This window comes from Pontibacter ummariensis (genome assembly GCF_900188175.1).
In the GTDB taxonomy this organism is placed as follows: Bacteria; Bacteroidota; Bacteroidia; order Cytophagales; family Hymenobacteraceae; genus Pontibacter; species Pontibacter ummariensis.
Map to the genome: position 1 here is coordinate 105,216 of NZ_FZOQ01000010.1, position 16,942 is coordinate 122,157.

General features: G+C 50.6%; 11 protein-coding genes. 1 reads left to right on the forward strand and 10 read right to left on the reverse strand.

The features are described from left to right. Positions 1-285: 285 nt before the first annotated feature. The 5 genes from CHB92_RS12075 to CHB92_RS12100 all read right to left on the reverse strand — a co-directional run bounded on the left by CHB92_RS12075 (position 286) and on the right by CHB92_RS12100 (position 10,351). On the reverse strand, positions 286-1,296 hold the full coding sequence (locus CHB92_RS12075) for a SusE domain-containing protein (RefSeq protein WP_089319470.1): 1,011 nt from the start codon (positions 1,294-1,296) through the stop codon (positions 286-288). Between the two features lie 40 nt (positions 1,297-1,336). Then, positions 1,337-2,917: a RagB/SusD family nutrient uptake outer membrane protein gene (locus CHB92_RS12080; protein ID WP_089319471.1), complete on the reverse strand. Its 1,581-nt coding sequence runs from the start codon at positions 2,915-2,917 to the stop codon at positions 1,337-1,339. 26 nt (positions 2,918-2,943) lie between these two features. After that, the gene (locus CHB92_RS12085; protein ID WP_179223027.1) at positions 2,944-6,102 is read right to left on the reverse strand and encodes a SusC/RagA family TonB-linked outer membrane protein; all 3,159 of its coding nucleotides are present in this window, start codon (positions 6,100-6,102) and stop codon (positions 2,944-2,946) included. Between the two features lie 554 nt (positions 6,103-6,656). Beyond that, a complete protein-coding gene (locus tag CHB92_RS12090; RefSeq protein ID WP_089319473.1) occupies positions 6,657-8,330 on the reverse strand; it encodes a DUF6377 domain-containing protein in 1,674 nt (557 codons plus the stop codon). Positions 8,331-8,701: 371 nt separating this feature from the next. Then, the gene (locus tag CHB92_RS12100; protein ID WP_089319475.1) at positions 8,702-10,351 is read right to left on the reverse strand and encodes a glycoside hydrolase family 32 protein; all 1,650 of its coding nucleotides are present in this window, start codon (positions 10,349-10,351) and stop codon (positions 8,702-8,704) included. A gap of 308 nt (positions 10,352-10,659) precedes the next feature. Here CHB92_RS12100 and CHB92_RS12105 point away from each other — a divergent pair, with 308 nt between their 5' ends. After that, positions 10,660-13,146, forward strand: coding sequence for an NDR1/HIN1-like protein (locus CHB92_RS12105; protein WP_089319476.1), 2,487 nt, complete (start codon positions 10,660-10,662; stop codon positions 13,144-13,146). Between the two features lie 83 nt (positions 13,147-13,229). Here the strand turns inward: CHB92_RS12105 and CHB92_RS12110 are convergent, their stop codons facing one another. The 5 genes from CHB92_RS12110 to CHB92_RS12130 form a co-directional block, all read right to left on the reverse strand. Beyond that, positions 13,230-14,018, reverse strand: coding sequence for an L-fucose dehydrogenase (locus CHB92_RS12110; RefSeq protein WP_089319477.1), 789 nt, complete (start codon positions 14,016-14,018; stop codon positions 13,230-13,232). Between the two features lie 15 nt (positions 14,019-14,033). Beyond that, positions 14,034-14,867, reverse strand: coding sequence for an amidohydrolase family protein (locus tag CHB92_RS12115; protein WP_089319478.1), 834 nt, complete (start codon positions 14,865-14,867; stop codon positions 14,034-14,036). After that, positions 14,854-15,711 (reverse strand): fumarylacetoacetate hydrolase family protein, encoded by an 858-nt coding sequence (locus CHB92_RS12120; RefSeq protein ID WP_089319479.1) that lies wholly within the window; start codon positions 15,709-15,711, stop codon positions 14,854-14,856. Before CHB92_RS12120 ends, CHB92_RS12115 begins: the two co-directional genes overlap by 14 nt. Positions 15,712-15,800: 89 nt before the next feature. Next, positions 15,801-16,565, reverse strand: coding sequence for an SDR family NAD(P)-dependent oxidoreductase (locus tag CHB92_RS12125; protein ID WP_089319480.1), 765 nt, complete (start codon positions 16,563-16,565; stop codon positions 15,801-15,803). Positions 16,566-16,587: 22 nt separating this feature from the next. Then, positions 16,588-16,929, reverse strand: coding sequence for an L-rhamnose mutarotase (locus CHB92_RS12130; RefSeq protein WP_089319481.1), 342 nt, complete (start codon positions 16,927-16,929; stop codon positions 16,588-16,590). Positions 16,930-16,942: the final 13 nt, after the last annotated feature.

The window sequence follows — 16,942 nt, forward strand, 5'->3', positions numbered from 1 at the left end:
GAATAAACCATATCCGGCTACCTGAACCTGATAAGTGTTGCAAGAACAGATGAGAAAACGAATCCAGGATTTACTGTTTGTTAGCTTTTGCCGAACAAGAGGTGCTTAATCCTGCCACTCTTTAGCTTCGCAGCAAGTTTACATGCTGCCTTGATAACGGGTAACCTGTGTTATTATTTCCCCTCCTGGTGCTTGCCTCCTCTCCGAGAGGAGCAACAAGGGAAAGCCTGAAAGCCGATTAATATAAAAATTTCCCGGGAGCAGCTTTGTTCCCGGGAAACTTGCTTAAAGCTTTACAACAGTGTACGTGTTGTTATTTAAGTTAAAGGTAATTTTATAACGGCCCGCAGATGCAATGGCAATGTTGTCTCCGCCCTGCACCAGGTTCCCATTAGAACCGCCATAATTGGTGCCCCAATCATCGTTCAGGCGGAATTTTATCTCACCAGCAGCCAGGTCTGTTGTAAGCGACCAGGTCTGGGTACCGTTGTTGTAGATCATGTCGGTGTCCGCATCCCAGCCACCCGCAGTAGCGCTACCGATTATCCCCCAGCTGTGTTTTACAGCAGCAAAGGTATAGTCGTTTAAATTTAAGGTTAGGCGGTACATGCCTGCCTCCGGCACTGATAAATTACTACCGGCCGATGTACTAACGGTTCCGTTTCCGGCATCACCATAGGCTACATCCCAGTTTTTAGCTGGCGTAATCTTAAACTCTGTAGAACCAGCCGGGAAGTTGATCACCCCTGTGTAAATGTTGTTGCTGGTAAGCGAAACCAGGCTATCCGCCGATGCCGGGGTCCAGCCTTGGTAAGCTCCCGGCACATATACAAATGAAATCAGCGGGTAAGGGTTTACCGTTAAGTCAATCACGTTGGAGTACACCGGCGCCATGGCATCGGTACCTGTTACTACTGACTTTAAACGTGCCTGCACGTTAGAGTTGGCTCCGGTTGGCAAATCCATGGACAACAACAGGGCGTTCAGCTCTATGACTGTGTAGCTTTTCGCATTGATCCCCCCGGCAAAGACAACCTCTTTTGGATTGGAAAAGTTGTTGCCGGCCAGGTCTAACTGCAAGGTGTTTGTCAAGGCGGCGCTATACCCGAAGTCAGCTTTTGTCCAGGTAAAGTCTATGGCCTTGTCAGCGGCCTTAGTTTTCTCCAGCACCACGCTGTTAGCAGAAGCTGACAGCGAAGCACCTGTTCCTTCGGCATTAGCCACTACTCTCACTTCGTCTTTTTCGCAAGACGAAAAAAGAAAGAGCAGTAAACCGAACAAGGCTATATGTTTCATGAAATGCGTTCTCATTTTCTCTTTAATTTTTTAAGAAAGATTAATAACCAGGGTTCTGCACCAAGTTGGTGTTGGCGATGATATCCGTTGACGGAATAGGGAACAGCTTGTACGTTTCACTTACCCCCCGGCCGGCTTTCACACCACCTTTCCAAGGCCACAGATACGATGCATCTGTAAACTTACCGTAGCGAATGAGGTCCGTACGACGGGAAGCCTCCCAGTACAGTTCCCGGCCTCTTTCTTCCAGCACAAAATCAAGGCTTATGTTGCTTACGTTACCCGAGTTGTCGCCGAAGGCCCGGGTGCGCAGGGTATTGACGTAGCTGACAGCCGTGCTCATGTCGCCACCGGCACCACCACGCAGCACAGCCTCCGCATACACCAGGTACATTTCGGCCAGGCGGAACAACGGAAAGTCGGTTGAGGTAAACGTACCCCCCGGGGCAGGTGTAGCACCGGTAGACGTAACGTTTCTAAACTTAGTCACTTTCAGTCCATCCGTGAAGGCAGAAGGCTCATCTATCTCCAATTTATCGCCATAAAACATGGCACGCTCATCCGTGGCTCCACTCTGGTCAGGGAACAGCAGCGGCAGGTTTTTAGTAGAGCGGATACCGCCCCATCCACCACCTGGTATACCAAAGGCAGCCGGGTTCATGGCTGCACTTGTTGCAGCATTAATGATGTAGGTCGTACCACCGTAGTTCTGCGTATTCACCACATCGTAGTTAATAGACAGAATTGTCTCGGTGTTATCCACATGGTTGTCTGCCAGGAACAGCTCGCGGTAGTTGTCCTCCAACGTATAGTCGGATTCGATTACCTTGCTGGCGTAGGTAATGGCATCGGTATAACGTGCCTCGCCCGTGTAAACTTCAGCATTCAGGTACAAGCGTGCCAGCAATGCCCAAACGGCAGCCTGGTCAGCCCGACCATACTCATTCTGGCGCGGTGCTACCAATTGCGACTCGATGTCCAGCAGCTCAGACTCTATATAATCGAAAAGTTCTGCACGGGAAATCTGCGGCGGAATGTATTTGCCGATTGGGTCATTTTCCGTAATGAAAGGTGGGTTACCGAACAGGTCCATGGCCACCCAGTATTGGTAAGCCCGCAGAAAACGCGCCTCAGCCCGGTACTTTCTGATGTTCTCCGCATCAACTCCTGAAATGCCTCTCTCACTTATTTTCCCGTCTGTAGACTCCCGGATGAACTCATTCGCCAGGGTGATCTGGAAGAAAATACGGTTGTACAAGCCGGTCAGCATGGTGTTGCTGGAGGTCCAGCTCAAATTATGGAAGTCCGGCAGGCCTGGGTCGTTCCAGGTAACGTGGGCTTCATCGGTGGTTAGCTCCTGGGCGTTCCAGTACAGGCGCAGGAAGTCAGACGTACCGGCATCTATACCAGCCAGGTCAGAGCTACCGGAACCGCCACTGCCCGTTAAGGCAAAGGCGCCGTATACTTTGGCCAGCACTTGCTTATAGCCAGCCGGTGTGCTGTAAACGACAGTAGAAGTGGTGGCGTTGGTTGGAGTTAGGTCCAGGTCCGTATCACAAGCGGTAAGGCAGCTTAAAAAGATAGCCGTCGCTCCGGACATTTTTATAAATGATCTTTTCATTTCTGTTTCTTAAGGATTGTGATGGATTAAAAGCCAAAGTTCAGGCCTACCACAAAGGTTCTTGGTCTCAGGTAGAAGTTGTTGTCAATACCGCTGCCAATCTCCGGATCAACCCCAGAGTAGTTTGTCACCGTGAACACGTTCTGGCAAGTAAGGCTCAGGCGCAGGTCCGCTGCATTGAACACTCTGCCGGCGTTGTAACCCAGTGTCACGTTGTCCATCCGCAGGAAAGAAGCGTTCTCGATGTAGTAATCTGACTGGTACTGGTTGTTGAAGAAATGCGTGTTGTAGAAGCTGGTGCTGCTGTTGCCCAGGAAACCAGACGGGTTCAGGATGTTGCGTTCTACACCTAAGTTAGAGGCAATGTTGTTGTACATGTAATTGCCCAGGTACGCACGCAGAATAGTGCTGAGATTCCACTTCTTATACTCCACCTGCGTGTTAAAGCCCAAGGTAACCAAAGGAGCTGCTGACTGATATCGGTACCGGTCCTCGTCGTTGATGATGCCGTCCTCATTCAGGTCTGCATAAACTCCTTCAATCGGGTTTCCGTTCTCGTCATACACTTGCTTATACACATAGAAGGAATAAGTGCGGTAGCCAACTGAGTTGATCTGAATGCTTTGCCCCGTTGCGCCAGCAATACCTCCGGTTAAGTTGCCGGCAAAAGAAGCATCCTCAGAGGCCGTCAGGTTCGTGATCTTGTTTTTGTTTGCCGTAAGGTTAAACCCAACGTTCCACGTCAGATCCTCTTTGTCCACCGGAATCGCATTGATGCTGAACTCCAAGCCCTTGTTCTCGATGTTGCCCACGTTGGTCAGGATCTGGTTGCTGAAGTTAGAGCCTACCGGCACAGAGATTACATTCAGCAGGTCTTCTGTTTTTTTGTAGTAAACATCAATCGAGCCGCTGATACGGTTGTTCAGGAAGCCGTAGTCTAAGCCGGCGTTGGCAGTAGCTGTCTGCTCCCACCGGATGTTGGCATCATAAGCAGAAGGAGCATACATGTAGTAAAAGTCATTCCCTAACTGGTACTGTGCAGAAGGAACGCTCAGGTAATAGATCGACAGGTAAGAGTAGTTGGCGATGCCTTCCTGTTGCCCTGTGATACCATAGCTCAAGCGAAGCTTCAGGTCAGAAAGCGAACGAACGGAATTCAGGAACGGCTCGTCGCTCACACGCCAGGCAACGGATGCAGATGGGAACACACCCCACCTGTTTTCCGGCGAAAAGCGGGAAGAACCATCCGTCCGTAGTGTGCCCGTAAAGGTATATTTATCCTTGAAGGTGTAGATCAGACGTCCGTAGTACGACTTTAGCCTGTTCTGCGGAATATCAAAAGGGAACACTGGCTTCGTACCAGGAATGGTATCCCCGATGGCACTAAAGCTCGCATAGTTATAGTTTTTGGTGCTGTTATCGTAGAAGCCATAACCTGCGGTGGCGTTGATGTTACTTTTAATCGCTGCCAGGTCCTTCGTATAGTTCAGGTAGAACTCCACCACTTTGTTGTTTACCCGCTGCAGGTACCTGTTGTTCACACCTGAAAGGCTAGGATCCACATTATAGCTCTGAGCTGCCTCAGCCGGCACAAAGATGGTGCCCTGGCCCTTGGCCACGTCATAGCCCAGGTTCAGGTTAGCGTGCAGTTCCGGTAAAAAGTGGAACTTGTAATCAATCTGAGCATTACCAAAGCTACGCTGCACTTCGCTGCGGTCGTCTCTTAGCTCCAGCAAAGCCACCGGGTTGCGGGAGGCGTTCGGGTTTAAGAGCACGTTGCCTTCGTTGTCAGTCGTCGCCCACTCAAAGTAATTGCCCCATTGGTTTCCCCCTTCGGCCATCACCGGCTGCGTTGGGTCGAATGCAACAGCGGCCCCAATCGCGCCCTGGTTAGCAAAGCGGGTGTTGGTGATGGAGCCCTTTACATTTACGTCAACCTTCAGGTGGTTATCCAGGAACTCTGGTGTCAGGCTTACAGCGGCGGACTTACGTTCAAACTTATCTGTTCGCAGCACACCTTCCTGATTCAGGTAGCCGGCAGACACACGGTACGGCATGTTTTTTAAGCTACCCGAAACACTCAGATTGTTGTCGGTGCCGGTTGCCGTTTGGTAAATTTCGTCCTGCCAATCAGTGTTTGCCGCCCCTAAAAGCGCTTTCTGTGCATCAGTGCCCTTCTCGTTTACATAAGCCCGGAATTCGTCTGCGCTTAGGACATCTACCTTCTTACTAACGCTGGACGTAATAAACTGGGAGTTAAAGTTGATAGCAGGCTTTCCGCTCGCTCCTTTTTTAGTGGTAATAAGCACAACACCGTTAGATGCCCGCGAACCATAGATAGCCGTGGCTGAGGCATCTTTCAGGATGGTCATGGTGGCAATGTCATTCGGGTTGATCAGGCTAAGCGGGTTCGACGCGCCCGAAATACCATAACCCGAAAGCGGCACACCGTCCACAACGATCAACGGATCGTTGCTGGCGTTGAGGGAAGCGCCTCCCCGGATGCGGATGGAGCTACCGGAACCGGGCTGTCCGCCACCCGACGTTATTTGCACCCCGGCTACTTTACCGGTTATCAACTGCTCGGGGGTCGTAACGTTACCGCTCTGGAAGTCTTTTGCACCCACCGCCGTTACTGCGCCGGAAACATCTTCCTGCTTCTGTGTGCCGTAGCCAATCACGACGAGTTCCTGCAGGGCTTTTGCATCCTCACGCATGGTAACGTTAATCTTTGCCTGCTTGCCTACCGGTACTGTTTGTGTGGTGTAGCCGATGTAAGAAAAGACAAGCGTAGCACCCGTTGGCACTGTAAGACTGTAGTTACCGTTAACATCTGATGATGTACCGCGTGTTGAGCCCTGTACAACCACCGTTACACCAGGCAAAGCAAGCCCAGATGCGTCTGTTACACGGCCAGACACTGTAACATCAGCCTGCACAGGACGCAGCCTGGCCTCACTGTATGTCCGAACAAAGTCTGTCTTGCCCACTGGGCTACCGGCACTGGCATCTCCAGTTGTTCCGCCCATGGCAAGCCCTGCCTGGGTTAACACTGGCGCAGTGAGAAAAATGAAAACAAAAGAAAGAGACGAGGGCTTATACCTGCCATCAGCCTTCCCTGGATTGGAAGGAGGAAAGAGGCCAGGCATTACCCGTTGGAACCATTGGGGTACGTTTCGCTTCATATTATGCATGCATTGAATTAAGTGGAACTACAACTTTTACTTTTTAACAGGCTTTACAAGCTTTAACAAGCTTCCTAAACAATAGGAGCAGCAAAAGCTTTCCTGTTTCACTGCTCTATAGCTACAAATCTGCATGCCTACAGAAGCAAGATCAATTTATTGACCTAAAAAGTAAAAAGTAACCACTCACGTAACATGCAACACACTGATAATATGCAAATTAACACACCAACCTACCTCTGAAAAAGTAACTACTAAGTAACCCTATTTACCCATTAAATCAGCAGTTAGTGGGGCTCACAGAAGCCATATCCACCCTGTGTTATAACTTTATAAAAGGCAGGAAGCGCCTAAAGAAGAAGGGGGATTCAAGACAGGAACGGAGCAGTAGTAATAGGAGCAGCCCACTGAGTAGAGCAGGCTACAGCAAAGTAAGGACAGCAGGTACAACAGCAGCAGCCGTACTGCTCTTAGAGGAGTCGTCTACTAAAGCAACAATGGGTGCTAAACGGGTGCTGGAGAGGGAGAGGTAAGAAAGAGGGCAAATAGGGCTACTACAGTACTGGAGCAGGCTCAATTGCCCGTATCTCCATTACTTTTTGCTCAAACTCGTCGTTAGAGATGATGGACCTGTTTTTGACCTTCGTCTTATAATTGTAAATGGTCCTGACAGAGTACTCCAGTATCTTGGCAATCTGCTCATGGTCGTTGATCCCGATTCGGATCAACGCAAAGATCCGCAGTTCTATATTCAGCGATTGGTTGTCCTTCAGCAAAAACTTGTCTTCTTCTTTAAAGAAGGAGTTGAAGACTTTGACAAAATCAGGAAACAGCTTGAGGAACACCTTGTCAAAACTCTGATACAGGGCCTCCCGCTCTTTCTTCATGTTCACGGAGTCCATTACATGGCTGATCTCGTCAAACTTCCTGTTCATCAGCTTTCTGTCAACAGACTTTTTCAGCTTCTCAATTTTATCGAGGTACTCTGTGTACATGTTAAAAGAGTAGCCGATGTACTCTTCCTTGATCCTGTTTGCCTCCAGGAGCTCATCATTTGTCTCCTGAAGCTTTTCATTCATGCGCGTCAGCTTATAGTTCACCTCCTGTAACCTGACGTTTGCCTCTGTTACGGTTCTCTTAGCCTGCTTTAACTGTCTTAGCTGCTTGAAAATAATATAGGCAAACACCACAACGAGCAGCGACAAGACCGACACCGCAATGGCAAAGATTAGTAAACGGGTTCGCTGACTCTCCACCGTTGCCAGGCGCTCTCCTTCTATCACCGGAAGAATGGCTGCCACCTGAATTTTACGTTGCTTGGCACCATAGAAATCAGCATCCTTCAGGGCCTGTTTAATATAGGTGTAGGCCCTGCTTTCATCCCCATGCTGATACAGGTACTCTGCCAGTGTCATCAGAGCTACTCCTTCTGTAACGGATGCTTTTATGTCGGCAATGGCTGCCCTTGCCAGCATCTCGATCGCCTTGTCTACATCTCCCTGCTTGCTATAGATAACACCAAGGGAATGGGCCGCCATGGCATACTGATTGAGCGAAGGATGAAACCTGTCCAGAATCGTCTGAAAGTCCTCTCTTGCCTCTCCCGGTTCCGAAGTGGTTTCACGCTTCAGACCTCTTAACGCATAGAACCGCAAGGTATTCTGGCTTAACAGTGCCAGGGCTGAGTCTACATGCTGCCCTCCTGCTTCCTTATAGCGGGGAGAGTAATAGGCACTCTGCGTATATGCGGAAAGGTCGTAGTAGGCACGCGCTTTTAACGCATGGTAGTCTACTTTTATACTATCGGGTAAGGTGTTAGGATGTACAGCGTTCAGCGAGTCCAGCGCCTCGTTAAACATTCCTGATGATAGCAGCGTGAGGCTTAACTTGAGCCTGGCATAGGCCTCTTTAACGGGGTCTTGCAGCTGCCTGGCCGTTAGTTGAAGCTTCTGCGCATAGGTAAAGGCCGAATCGAACTGAAAGGCCCTGTAATCGCTGTGAATTTTATTATAGATATCGAACTGCTGTACCAGCGAGAGCTCATTCTTTGACACAATATTCTTCAGACGCTCAATCCGATCCTGCTTTTCCTTTACGTATACCTCTCTGTTCTCAATCGTCCGGCTGAGCTCGTGGAGCAGGCTATCGGTTTTAGAAAAAGAATAGGCTGCCGGAACACAGAAAAGGAACAGGAACAAGAAGACAAACAGAACGCCCTTGTAAATCATGTTGGTTATTCAAGTAAGGCACCAAAAACACCGCAAGTTACCGCTACTTAAGCTCTTCTCAAAGTTCATATAGAGACTGGCTCGAAATAGTACAGCCTAAGTCATGCTGCTTAGGCACTTAATATGGGTAAGATACGCGTACTGTAGAACGGCTTTGCGCCCTTCCCTGGTATGTTGCTGCGCTGATTTTGTTCAGGCTTATAGCGTCTACCGTACGGATAGTAAGGCTACAGCGGCTGTTGTGTCCGTTGTTAGCAAGCTTAGCAGGGACGGCTAAAAACAGCAACCCCTGCAGCCAGTGCTGCAGGGGTTGTATCACCGGTGTCATGGCTTCTCTGGCTAAAGCCTTATGTTATGTTGGCTTTTGATCGCTATTTGCTAGCCGAGCTATAAATAGACTTTAGGTTGGTTATCTTACCTGAATCCAGCTTTAACCGCCCCTGTCCAGGCACCAACCTTACCCTGGTAAATGGTTCATCCGGGAAAAAGACGCTTGTCATCACAGTCTTTCCACCATCCGCGAAGAACTCCACCGAAGCCACGTCCACTAACAGGCGCAGGTCGAAAGACGCATCATTTGATAGTCTTGGAGCATACTGTACACCTGAGAATTTGTCTGAGAAGCTGTGGTCGCCAGCCTTCGTCCTGTCTATGTAATATTGGCCACGTGAAACGTCATAACCTACCAGTACTTTCTGATCTTTCTCATTCGACAGTTCTATGGCAAAAGAGCTTTGTGGTCCGACAGGTTTCAGGTCCAGTTGCAGGTCATAGGTTACCGGGTTAAAAGAAAGCTTCTCCGATATAGCGAGCACATTAGACACCGTTTGCTCTTCCAGCGATTCGGAGGCTCCGTAGATGTTCTCTAACTCTTTCACTGGCTTGGATGCCACACGTAGGCCTGCCGGTGTGTTCACCAGCTCTAGCTTGCGGGCAACCGTCATAGCACTACGCCATTTTTCGGTAGGCACCACGTTGGCATAGTCCCAGTTGCTCATCCAACCCATAAACAGGCGGCGGCCATCTTCTTCCGGAATGCCGGACCAACTCACACCGGCATATTGATCGCGGCCATAGTCGAGCCAGATGCCCTCCTGCCCATTTACAACTTTGGCAATAACTGGCCTGGCATTCAGATCCGCCTGGAACTGCGGGTCCAGCACGAACCTGCTGCCATTAAAGTCTCCTACAAAGTACTGTGTGCCAGAGCCGCCATTGGGAGCACCGGGGTTGATGTTCACGATCAGGACCCATTTCTCTTCGTCTGTCCCCTCCACAGGCATCTTAAACAGGTCCGGGCACTCCCAGACGCCACCGTGTGCACCTACATTGGCACCGAAATCGCTTTCAAGTTTCCAGTCGAGCAGGTTTTTAGAGGAGTAGAAGCTGATATGATCTTTCACGGCCAGCGCCATGATCCACTCTTGCTCCGGTTCATACCATATTACCTTCGGGTCCCGGAAGTCACGTATACCCGGGTTCTTCAGTACCGGGTTGGCTTTGTATTTTGTCCAGCTACGGCCATTGTCCAGGCTAAAGGCGATGCCCTGTGTCTGGAAGTCGTTTCTGCCTGCCTTTTCTGCCTCCGCATTATGGTAAGTAAAAACAGCGACCATGGCCGGGTTCTCTTTCGTGCCCAGGCCAGAGGTATTATTTACGTCCACCACCGCGCTACCGGAGAAAATAGCACCCAGGCTGTCCGGGTAAAGCGCAATTGGCAGGTGCTCCCAGTCCACCATGTCTTTACTTACCGCATGGCCCCAGTGCATCGGTCCCCACACGGTGCTGTCCGGGTTATGCTGGTAGAACAGGTGGTATTCGCCGTTGTGGTAGACCATGCCATTCGGGTCGTTCATCCAGCCGGAGGGAGGCGTGAAGTGGAACTGCGGACGGTGCTGCTCCTGGAATTCGGCTGCCGTAGTCGTAGCCGCCACTGCTGCTGTATCCTCTACTGTCGTTTGATTTGAACTACAACTATACAGTAGCGTGCTGCACGCAGCAAGTACATATAACTTTTTCATAGGTCAATAAGCAATCTGATGAAGGAATGGCAGTACCGTAATGTAATCTACTTATACTGCCGGCTTAGTAGTCAACGCTGCCGGGTAGGTAGAAAGTTTGGTCCGCATCTTTTTATGCCCCTCGATGTGGTTTAATCTAAGGCCGGCTCTGTATCTGCTATGGTCTCATTTTTTTGGAAGAACAGTGGTCGTCATCACCCCCCTGCTGTCTTTTCTTCCTTACCCAAATAGGCTGAAATGCAATTTAGTCAGTAGTTAACAGCTACCCCAGCGTTTACGTTAAGTCATAGCAGAGTAAAATCTGTTTTATGAACGACAAAGCGAAATGGACGATAATTATCCTTGTACTGCTGGCATTGCTTGGAGGTGCGCTATACTTCATTCTAAAAAAGAAGTATTACCCTAAGGTAGAAGACATAGCTTACCTAAAACTGGATATTGCAAACGACACGGCACAGGTGAAAGCAGGAGTTCAGGTGCAAAACAGGCTACCGCTTTCTATTGCCATCGACAGTGTACATTATACGATAGTAGAAGACAGTATTACCTTAGGCAGGGGCCAAATGACAACATCGCATACCCTGCCCGCTTTAGGGGATAAGGTGTTGGACTTCCGGATGCTGCTCGACTTTGAGAAGTACCGCCAGCACTTAAAAGAGCAGCAAGAGAAGGACAGCCTCAAATTGGCAGTTAAATCCGACATCTTCTTCGACTTACCCCTTATCAGTTCCAAGTCCATAAGCCTCACAAGGCATATCACCGTGCCTGTACCCAAAGGCCCCCGAATACAGCTACAGGATGTGGTCGTGCGCAGTTTCAGTCCTGATGCAGGGTACTCCTTTCTGCTCAAAGTCAACGCCACTAACCGAGACCTACCAAACCTGACCATCCAGGACTTCGATTATGAGATACAGATAGGAGACACCTTACGGGTTGCCGGCACGGTAGACACAACCTTCCACTTGCAGCGAGGGGGAAAACTGCTGGATATACCCATACAGTTAGAAACATCGGACGCGATTGCCTTGATAAAGAAGGTCCTGTCAGAAGACGACAAGTGGAACTATTCGGCTCAGGTAGGAGCACAAATCCAAAGCTCTCACCGGCTGCTCGACGAATTCAGGCTGACGGTAGAAAAAGAAGGTACTCTGAACATGGATCAGATGGGCTCCCGTGCAGACTATCTCCCCTCCATTAGCCAGGTAAGGCGGATAGAAGTTGACTCTGACGAGGAACAAACGTTTCTGCAGGCCAACGTGGTCGTGCATAACCCCGCCCCGATCCCGCTGTACATCGACAGTGCCACTTATTATGTCCGGCATAACGGCAAAGTGATTGCCAGTGGCAAAAAAGATTTTGAGCAAGTGCTGCCGAAGTCCGGCAAGCAGCCCCTGAACCTCCGGCTGCTGTTAGACGAGAGCGCCTACCAACAGTTGATGCAAAACGTACAGGGGCAGGAGAAGGTCAGTCTGGATATAGCGCTTAACCTGTTGTATAACTTACCCGATGCAGAAAGGCAGCGCATCCACCTGGAGCGGCAATTACAGGTACCGGTAGCCGGACAGGGAGGCATAAAAGTAGCTGGCCTGGCAGTGCGTGAACTCAGCCCACAAAAAGGGGCTTACCTTACCCTTAAGTTAAAGGTGCAACGCAGCAACCTGCCTGACTTGAGTATCCATGATCTGGACTATACCCTTCAACTGGGGGAAGACCTGGTGATAACAGGCCACACGCAAGAGCCAACACAGGTAAGCGAAACAGATTCCATCGTAGAAGTGCCGCTTCATCTCACGACGGAGAACGTGAACCAGCTACTCGAAAAGGCCCTGAAGGGTACCATTAACTGGAACTACAAACTACAGGCATCAGCCCAACTAAGGAGCAGTAACGACATCCTGGGGCCCACCAGGCTAAGCTTTGAGTCGGAAGGGGAGCTGGATTGGGACAAGGGAGCCGGTGGCAAGGAATTCGTACCACAGATAACGAGCATTGATACCCTAAAAGTCTTCATTCATTACGATACGGCCTGGGTCAAGCTCCATATCAACGTCAGGAATCCATTACCGGTGGCCTTCAGGGTGGATAGTCTACTGTTAACCCTGAGCTATGCCAATGACACTGTTGCTATTAGCCGAGAAAGCATCGACAAAGTGCTTCCTGCAGAAGATACAACTTCGGCCTGGATTACGCTAGGCGTAAATTATGACCTCTGGCAGCAGTACCTGCAGCAGTATGGGAGCCAGGATAGCTTAAGGTTAATGGAAACGGTCTCACTTGTGTATCGCTTAGAGGATCTTCCGCAGCAACGGACCACCTTTTACAATATGTTTAGGCTTCCTATGTCTGATAAAGCCGTTGTCGCGCTCAAGAAAGTAAAGCCCCGGGGCTTTAGCTTTACGAAAGGGATATTGATGGCGGCACTGGTAGAGGTAAACAATCTTAACATGAAACAACTGGTGGTAAGCGATATTACTTATGATGCTTGTGTAGAGAACCTTTTGGACGCCTGCGGCACCATTAACCGGGCCTATCATATTCCTAAAGGAAACAACATAGTAAGCGTACCATTACACCTCGGCATTGGAGAGGCTTTCCGGGCCCTGTTTGCAAAACTAACGGGTGGGAGCAAACGCAGGAATGTTATTCTTAACGCAACAGCTACTATAGACACGAGCAACCCGAAGCTGCAGGATACTTTTGTCTGGCTGGAAGTATGGCAAAGAATGAAGCTTTTCCAAAACAAACAAAAGGAGCAGGAAACGCAAAACCCTCCAGCGGCTACAGCTACCAACTGAGTGTAAACAGAAAGGCCTTATCTGGTTATGGTTTGGCTTACTCTGTGCTGAAGCTTACTCCAGGCACAGTAACCCCGACTAGCCTAAGCGTTTGCCATGGCCCTGTCTAAATGCACATAGCCGCCATCCACGTGCACAAGCTGCCCGGTGGTGTGGCTGGAGCGACCCGAGAGTAAAAAGGCCACCGTGTTCCCGATTTCATCAGGGGTTGTCATCCTGTTTCCCAGTGGTATCTTCGCGGTTATCTCCTTCAGCTTCTCCTGCGGGTTCGGCAAAGTGCTGATCCATTTCTCGTAAGCCGAAGTCCAGCTTTCAGCCACAATGATCGCATTCACCCGGATGTTGTACTTGGCGAGTTCTACGGCCCACTCCCTGGTCAGGGCATTACGACCTCCATTAGCCGCCGCATAAGCCGAAGTGCCCCCCTGGCCTGTTTCCGCTGTTTTGGAACTGATGTTTACGATAGCTCCCTGGGTAGCTTTCAAATAAGGCAAAGCATAGTGAGCAAGCAGGTAGTAGTGAGTTAAGTTATTATGGAGCGAGGCCATAAACTTTTCATAGTTGCCGTTCTCCAGCCCAACACCATCGTTGAAGCCTGCGTTATTGACCAGCCCTTCCACCCTGCCAAACTGGTGTACCACTGCCTCCACGGCTTTCCGGCACGCCTCCGGTTGTGACAGTTCTGCCGTCACCTGGAATGCCCGGCCGCCCCCTTCCTCAATCTCCCTCACCGCCTGGGTGTTGTCCTGCTCGTCCCGCCCGATGATCACGGGAATGGCTCCCTCTGCGGCTAACACCTCTACAATGCCTCTGCCAATGCCTTTCGCCCCACCCGAAACAATGAATACTTTATCTTTCAGTCCTAAGTCCATGTCTGATGTTTTGTGTTAAGAAAGGTTGTAAAACTGCAACGCGTTTCCACCGAAAACAGCGTCCTGCTCTGCCCTGCTAAAAGCGGAGAAGTACTCCTGCACAATTGCCAGCACCTCTGCGTAAGTGGCGGCCAGGAGGCACACCGGCCAATCAGAGCCATAAAGCAACCTGTCGGTGCCAAAGGCTTCTACCACTACATCCAGATAGGGCCTGAAGTCTTCTTTCCGCCAGTTTCTCCAATCCGCCTCCGTCACCATGCCAGAGACCTTACAGCAAACATTCTCATGCTGTGCCACTGCTTTGATGTCCCGCTTCCACTCGTCTATCTTCCCGTCCCTGATATAGGGCTTGGCCAGGTGGTCAATCACGAAAGGCTGTTCCGGGAAAGCAGCAATCAACTCCGCTGCATACTTTAGCTGATCCGGGAAAATGAGCAAATCGTAGGTAAAACCGTACTGCTGCAGCTTGCTGAGACCTTGCATGAATGCTGGCCGGAGCATCAGCGCCCTGTCCTCTGCACCTTGCAGCACGTAGCGAAAGCCTTTCATCTTTTTGACCTGGCCGTAACGTGCCAACCGCTCTTCCATGGACGCTGCAAAGAAGTCTACCCAGCCTACCACGCCTTTTATAAAATCGTACTTTTCAGCCTGCTCTAACAGAAACTTATTCTCGTGCTCCGGCTCTGCAGACTGCACCAGGACGCATCCGTCAAAGCCATGCTGTTGTAGCAAAGGCTGCAGGTCCTCCGGCCCGAAATCGCGCCGGATGGTAGCCATGTCCTCCGTTATCCAGCTGTCCCGTACCGGATCGAACTTCCAGAAGTGTTGGTGTGCATCAACTTTTAGCATATGCCTTTACCTGCTGCCGTGAAGTGCCTAATCCGTCGATGCCCAATTCCACTACGTCGCCTGTTTTAAGGTATAACGGCGGCTTCATGCCTAAGCCTACCCCGGCCGGCGTTCCGGTAGAAATCACGTCACCAGGTAGCAGCGTCATAAACTGGCTTACATAAGATACCAGGTAGGGGATCTTGAAAATGAAGTTGGCGGTGGTGCCGTCCTGCATGGTTTCGCCATTCACTTTCAGCCACAGGCGCAGGTTGTCCACATCCTCAACTTCGTCTGTCGTGGCCAGGAATGGCCCCAGGGGCGCGAAGGTATCGCAGCCCTTGCCTTTGTCCCAGGTGCCGTTGCGCTCCAACTGGAACTCCCGCTCCGACACGTCGTTGTGCAGGCAGTAGCCGGCTACATAGTCCATCGCCTCCGCTTCCTCCACATAACTTGCTCTTTTGCCCATCACAAAGGCCAGCTCTACTTCCCAATCCGTTTTAACAGAGCCTTTGGGGAGCATGATCTCATCGTTAGGCCCTACCAGGGAAGAGGTGGATTTCATAAAAATCACCGGCTCAGGTGGCAAGGCTGCCCCTGTCTCTTTTGCGTGGTCCGCATAATTCAGTCCAATGCAGACAATCTTAGAAGGACGGGCAACAGGGCTTCCAAGGCGGGTGTTCTCCGGTACCTTTTCCAGCTTTCCTTCCCTTTCAGCCAAGAACTGCTGTAAGCGGGCAAGGCCGTCTGTCTCAAAGAACTGTTCGTTGTAGTCTTCCCCGAAGGCGGATGTATCGTACAGTACATCATTCATGATAACACCCGTTTTCTCTTTGTTCGGTTCTCCGTAGCGTATTAGTTTCATAGTGCTTTTGTGAGGCTCTCCCTACCGGACAGCTTCTATCTTTTAAATGGTTTTAATCTATAGCATTCCCGAAAATCTCGTAAACAGGCCTAGCCGTTCAGCTTTACAAAGCCCCCGTCAATCGGGTAGTCATTTCCGGTGATAAAGGAAGCCTCGTCGGAGCAGAGGTAAAGCACAAGCTTGGCTATCTCGTCGGGCTTGGCCATTCTTCCGATTGGCTGCGTTTTCGACAGCTTCTGGAACATATCCGCCTCCTGCCCGGGATAGTTCTTGGCCAGGAAGCCGTCTACAAAAGGCGTGTGTACCCGTGCGGGTGAAATACTGTTGCAGCGGATGTTGTCGTGCAGGTAGTCTTTGGCCACTGACAGGGTCATAGACTGTACGGCGCCCTTGCTCATGGAGTAGGCAAAGCGGTCGGACAGGCCGAGGTTGGCCGCAATGGAGCCCAGGTTCAGGATAGCTCCGCCCCCGTTCTCCTTCATCAGCGGTATGGCCGCGAAAAGGCAGTTGTACACTCCTTTCACATTCACCTGGTATATGCGGTCGAAGTCTTGCTCGCTGGTGCTGTCGGCTTTGCCGATATGAGAAACGCCGGCACTGTTCACGAGGATGTCCAGTTTACCAATGCGGCGGAACTCCTGCACGACCTCCTCCTGCTTTGTAACATCGCAGGTACTGACAAAGGCCTTGCCTCCTGCGTTGGTGATCTCCTCTACCGTTTGGCCGGCTTTGTCTTGGTTAACATCCAGCACGTGCACTGTGGCGCCTTGCTGGCCAAAGGTCAGGGCCACGGCCTTCCCAATACCGCTGCCGCCACCCGTCACGAGCGCTGTCTTGTTATTCAGTTGGAACATAAAAGTGGTGTAATAAGTGTGGTCAAATCTTATCCTGAAGGGAAAATATCCGCTGCATCAGCACCCACTTCTCTCCTCGCCCTGCTCCTGGTATACCCTGCTGGTATTTCCACATGAGCTGCTCCCACTCCTGCACTTTAGGATTTTCCCGGTCCATTTCGGCCTTTTTATCAAAGCTGAAGGTGTTGCCGGTCTCCATGATCATAAACAGCCTGTTGCCGAACCGGTAAATATCCATCCCGATAATTCCCGCGTCCAGAATACTCTGCCTGACTTCCGGCCATACATTCCGGTGCCACTCCTCGTACTCGGCTATCAGTGCGGCATCGTCTTTCAGATCCAACGCCAGGCAATACCTGTTCATGCTTTTTGCGCTT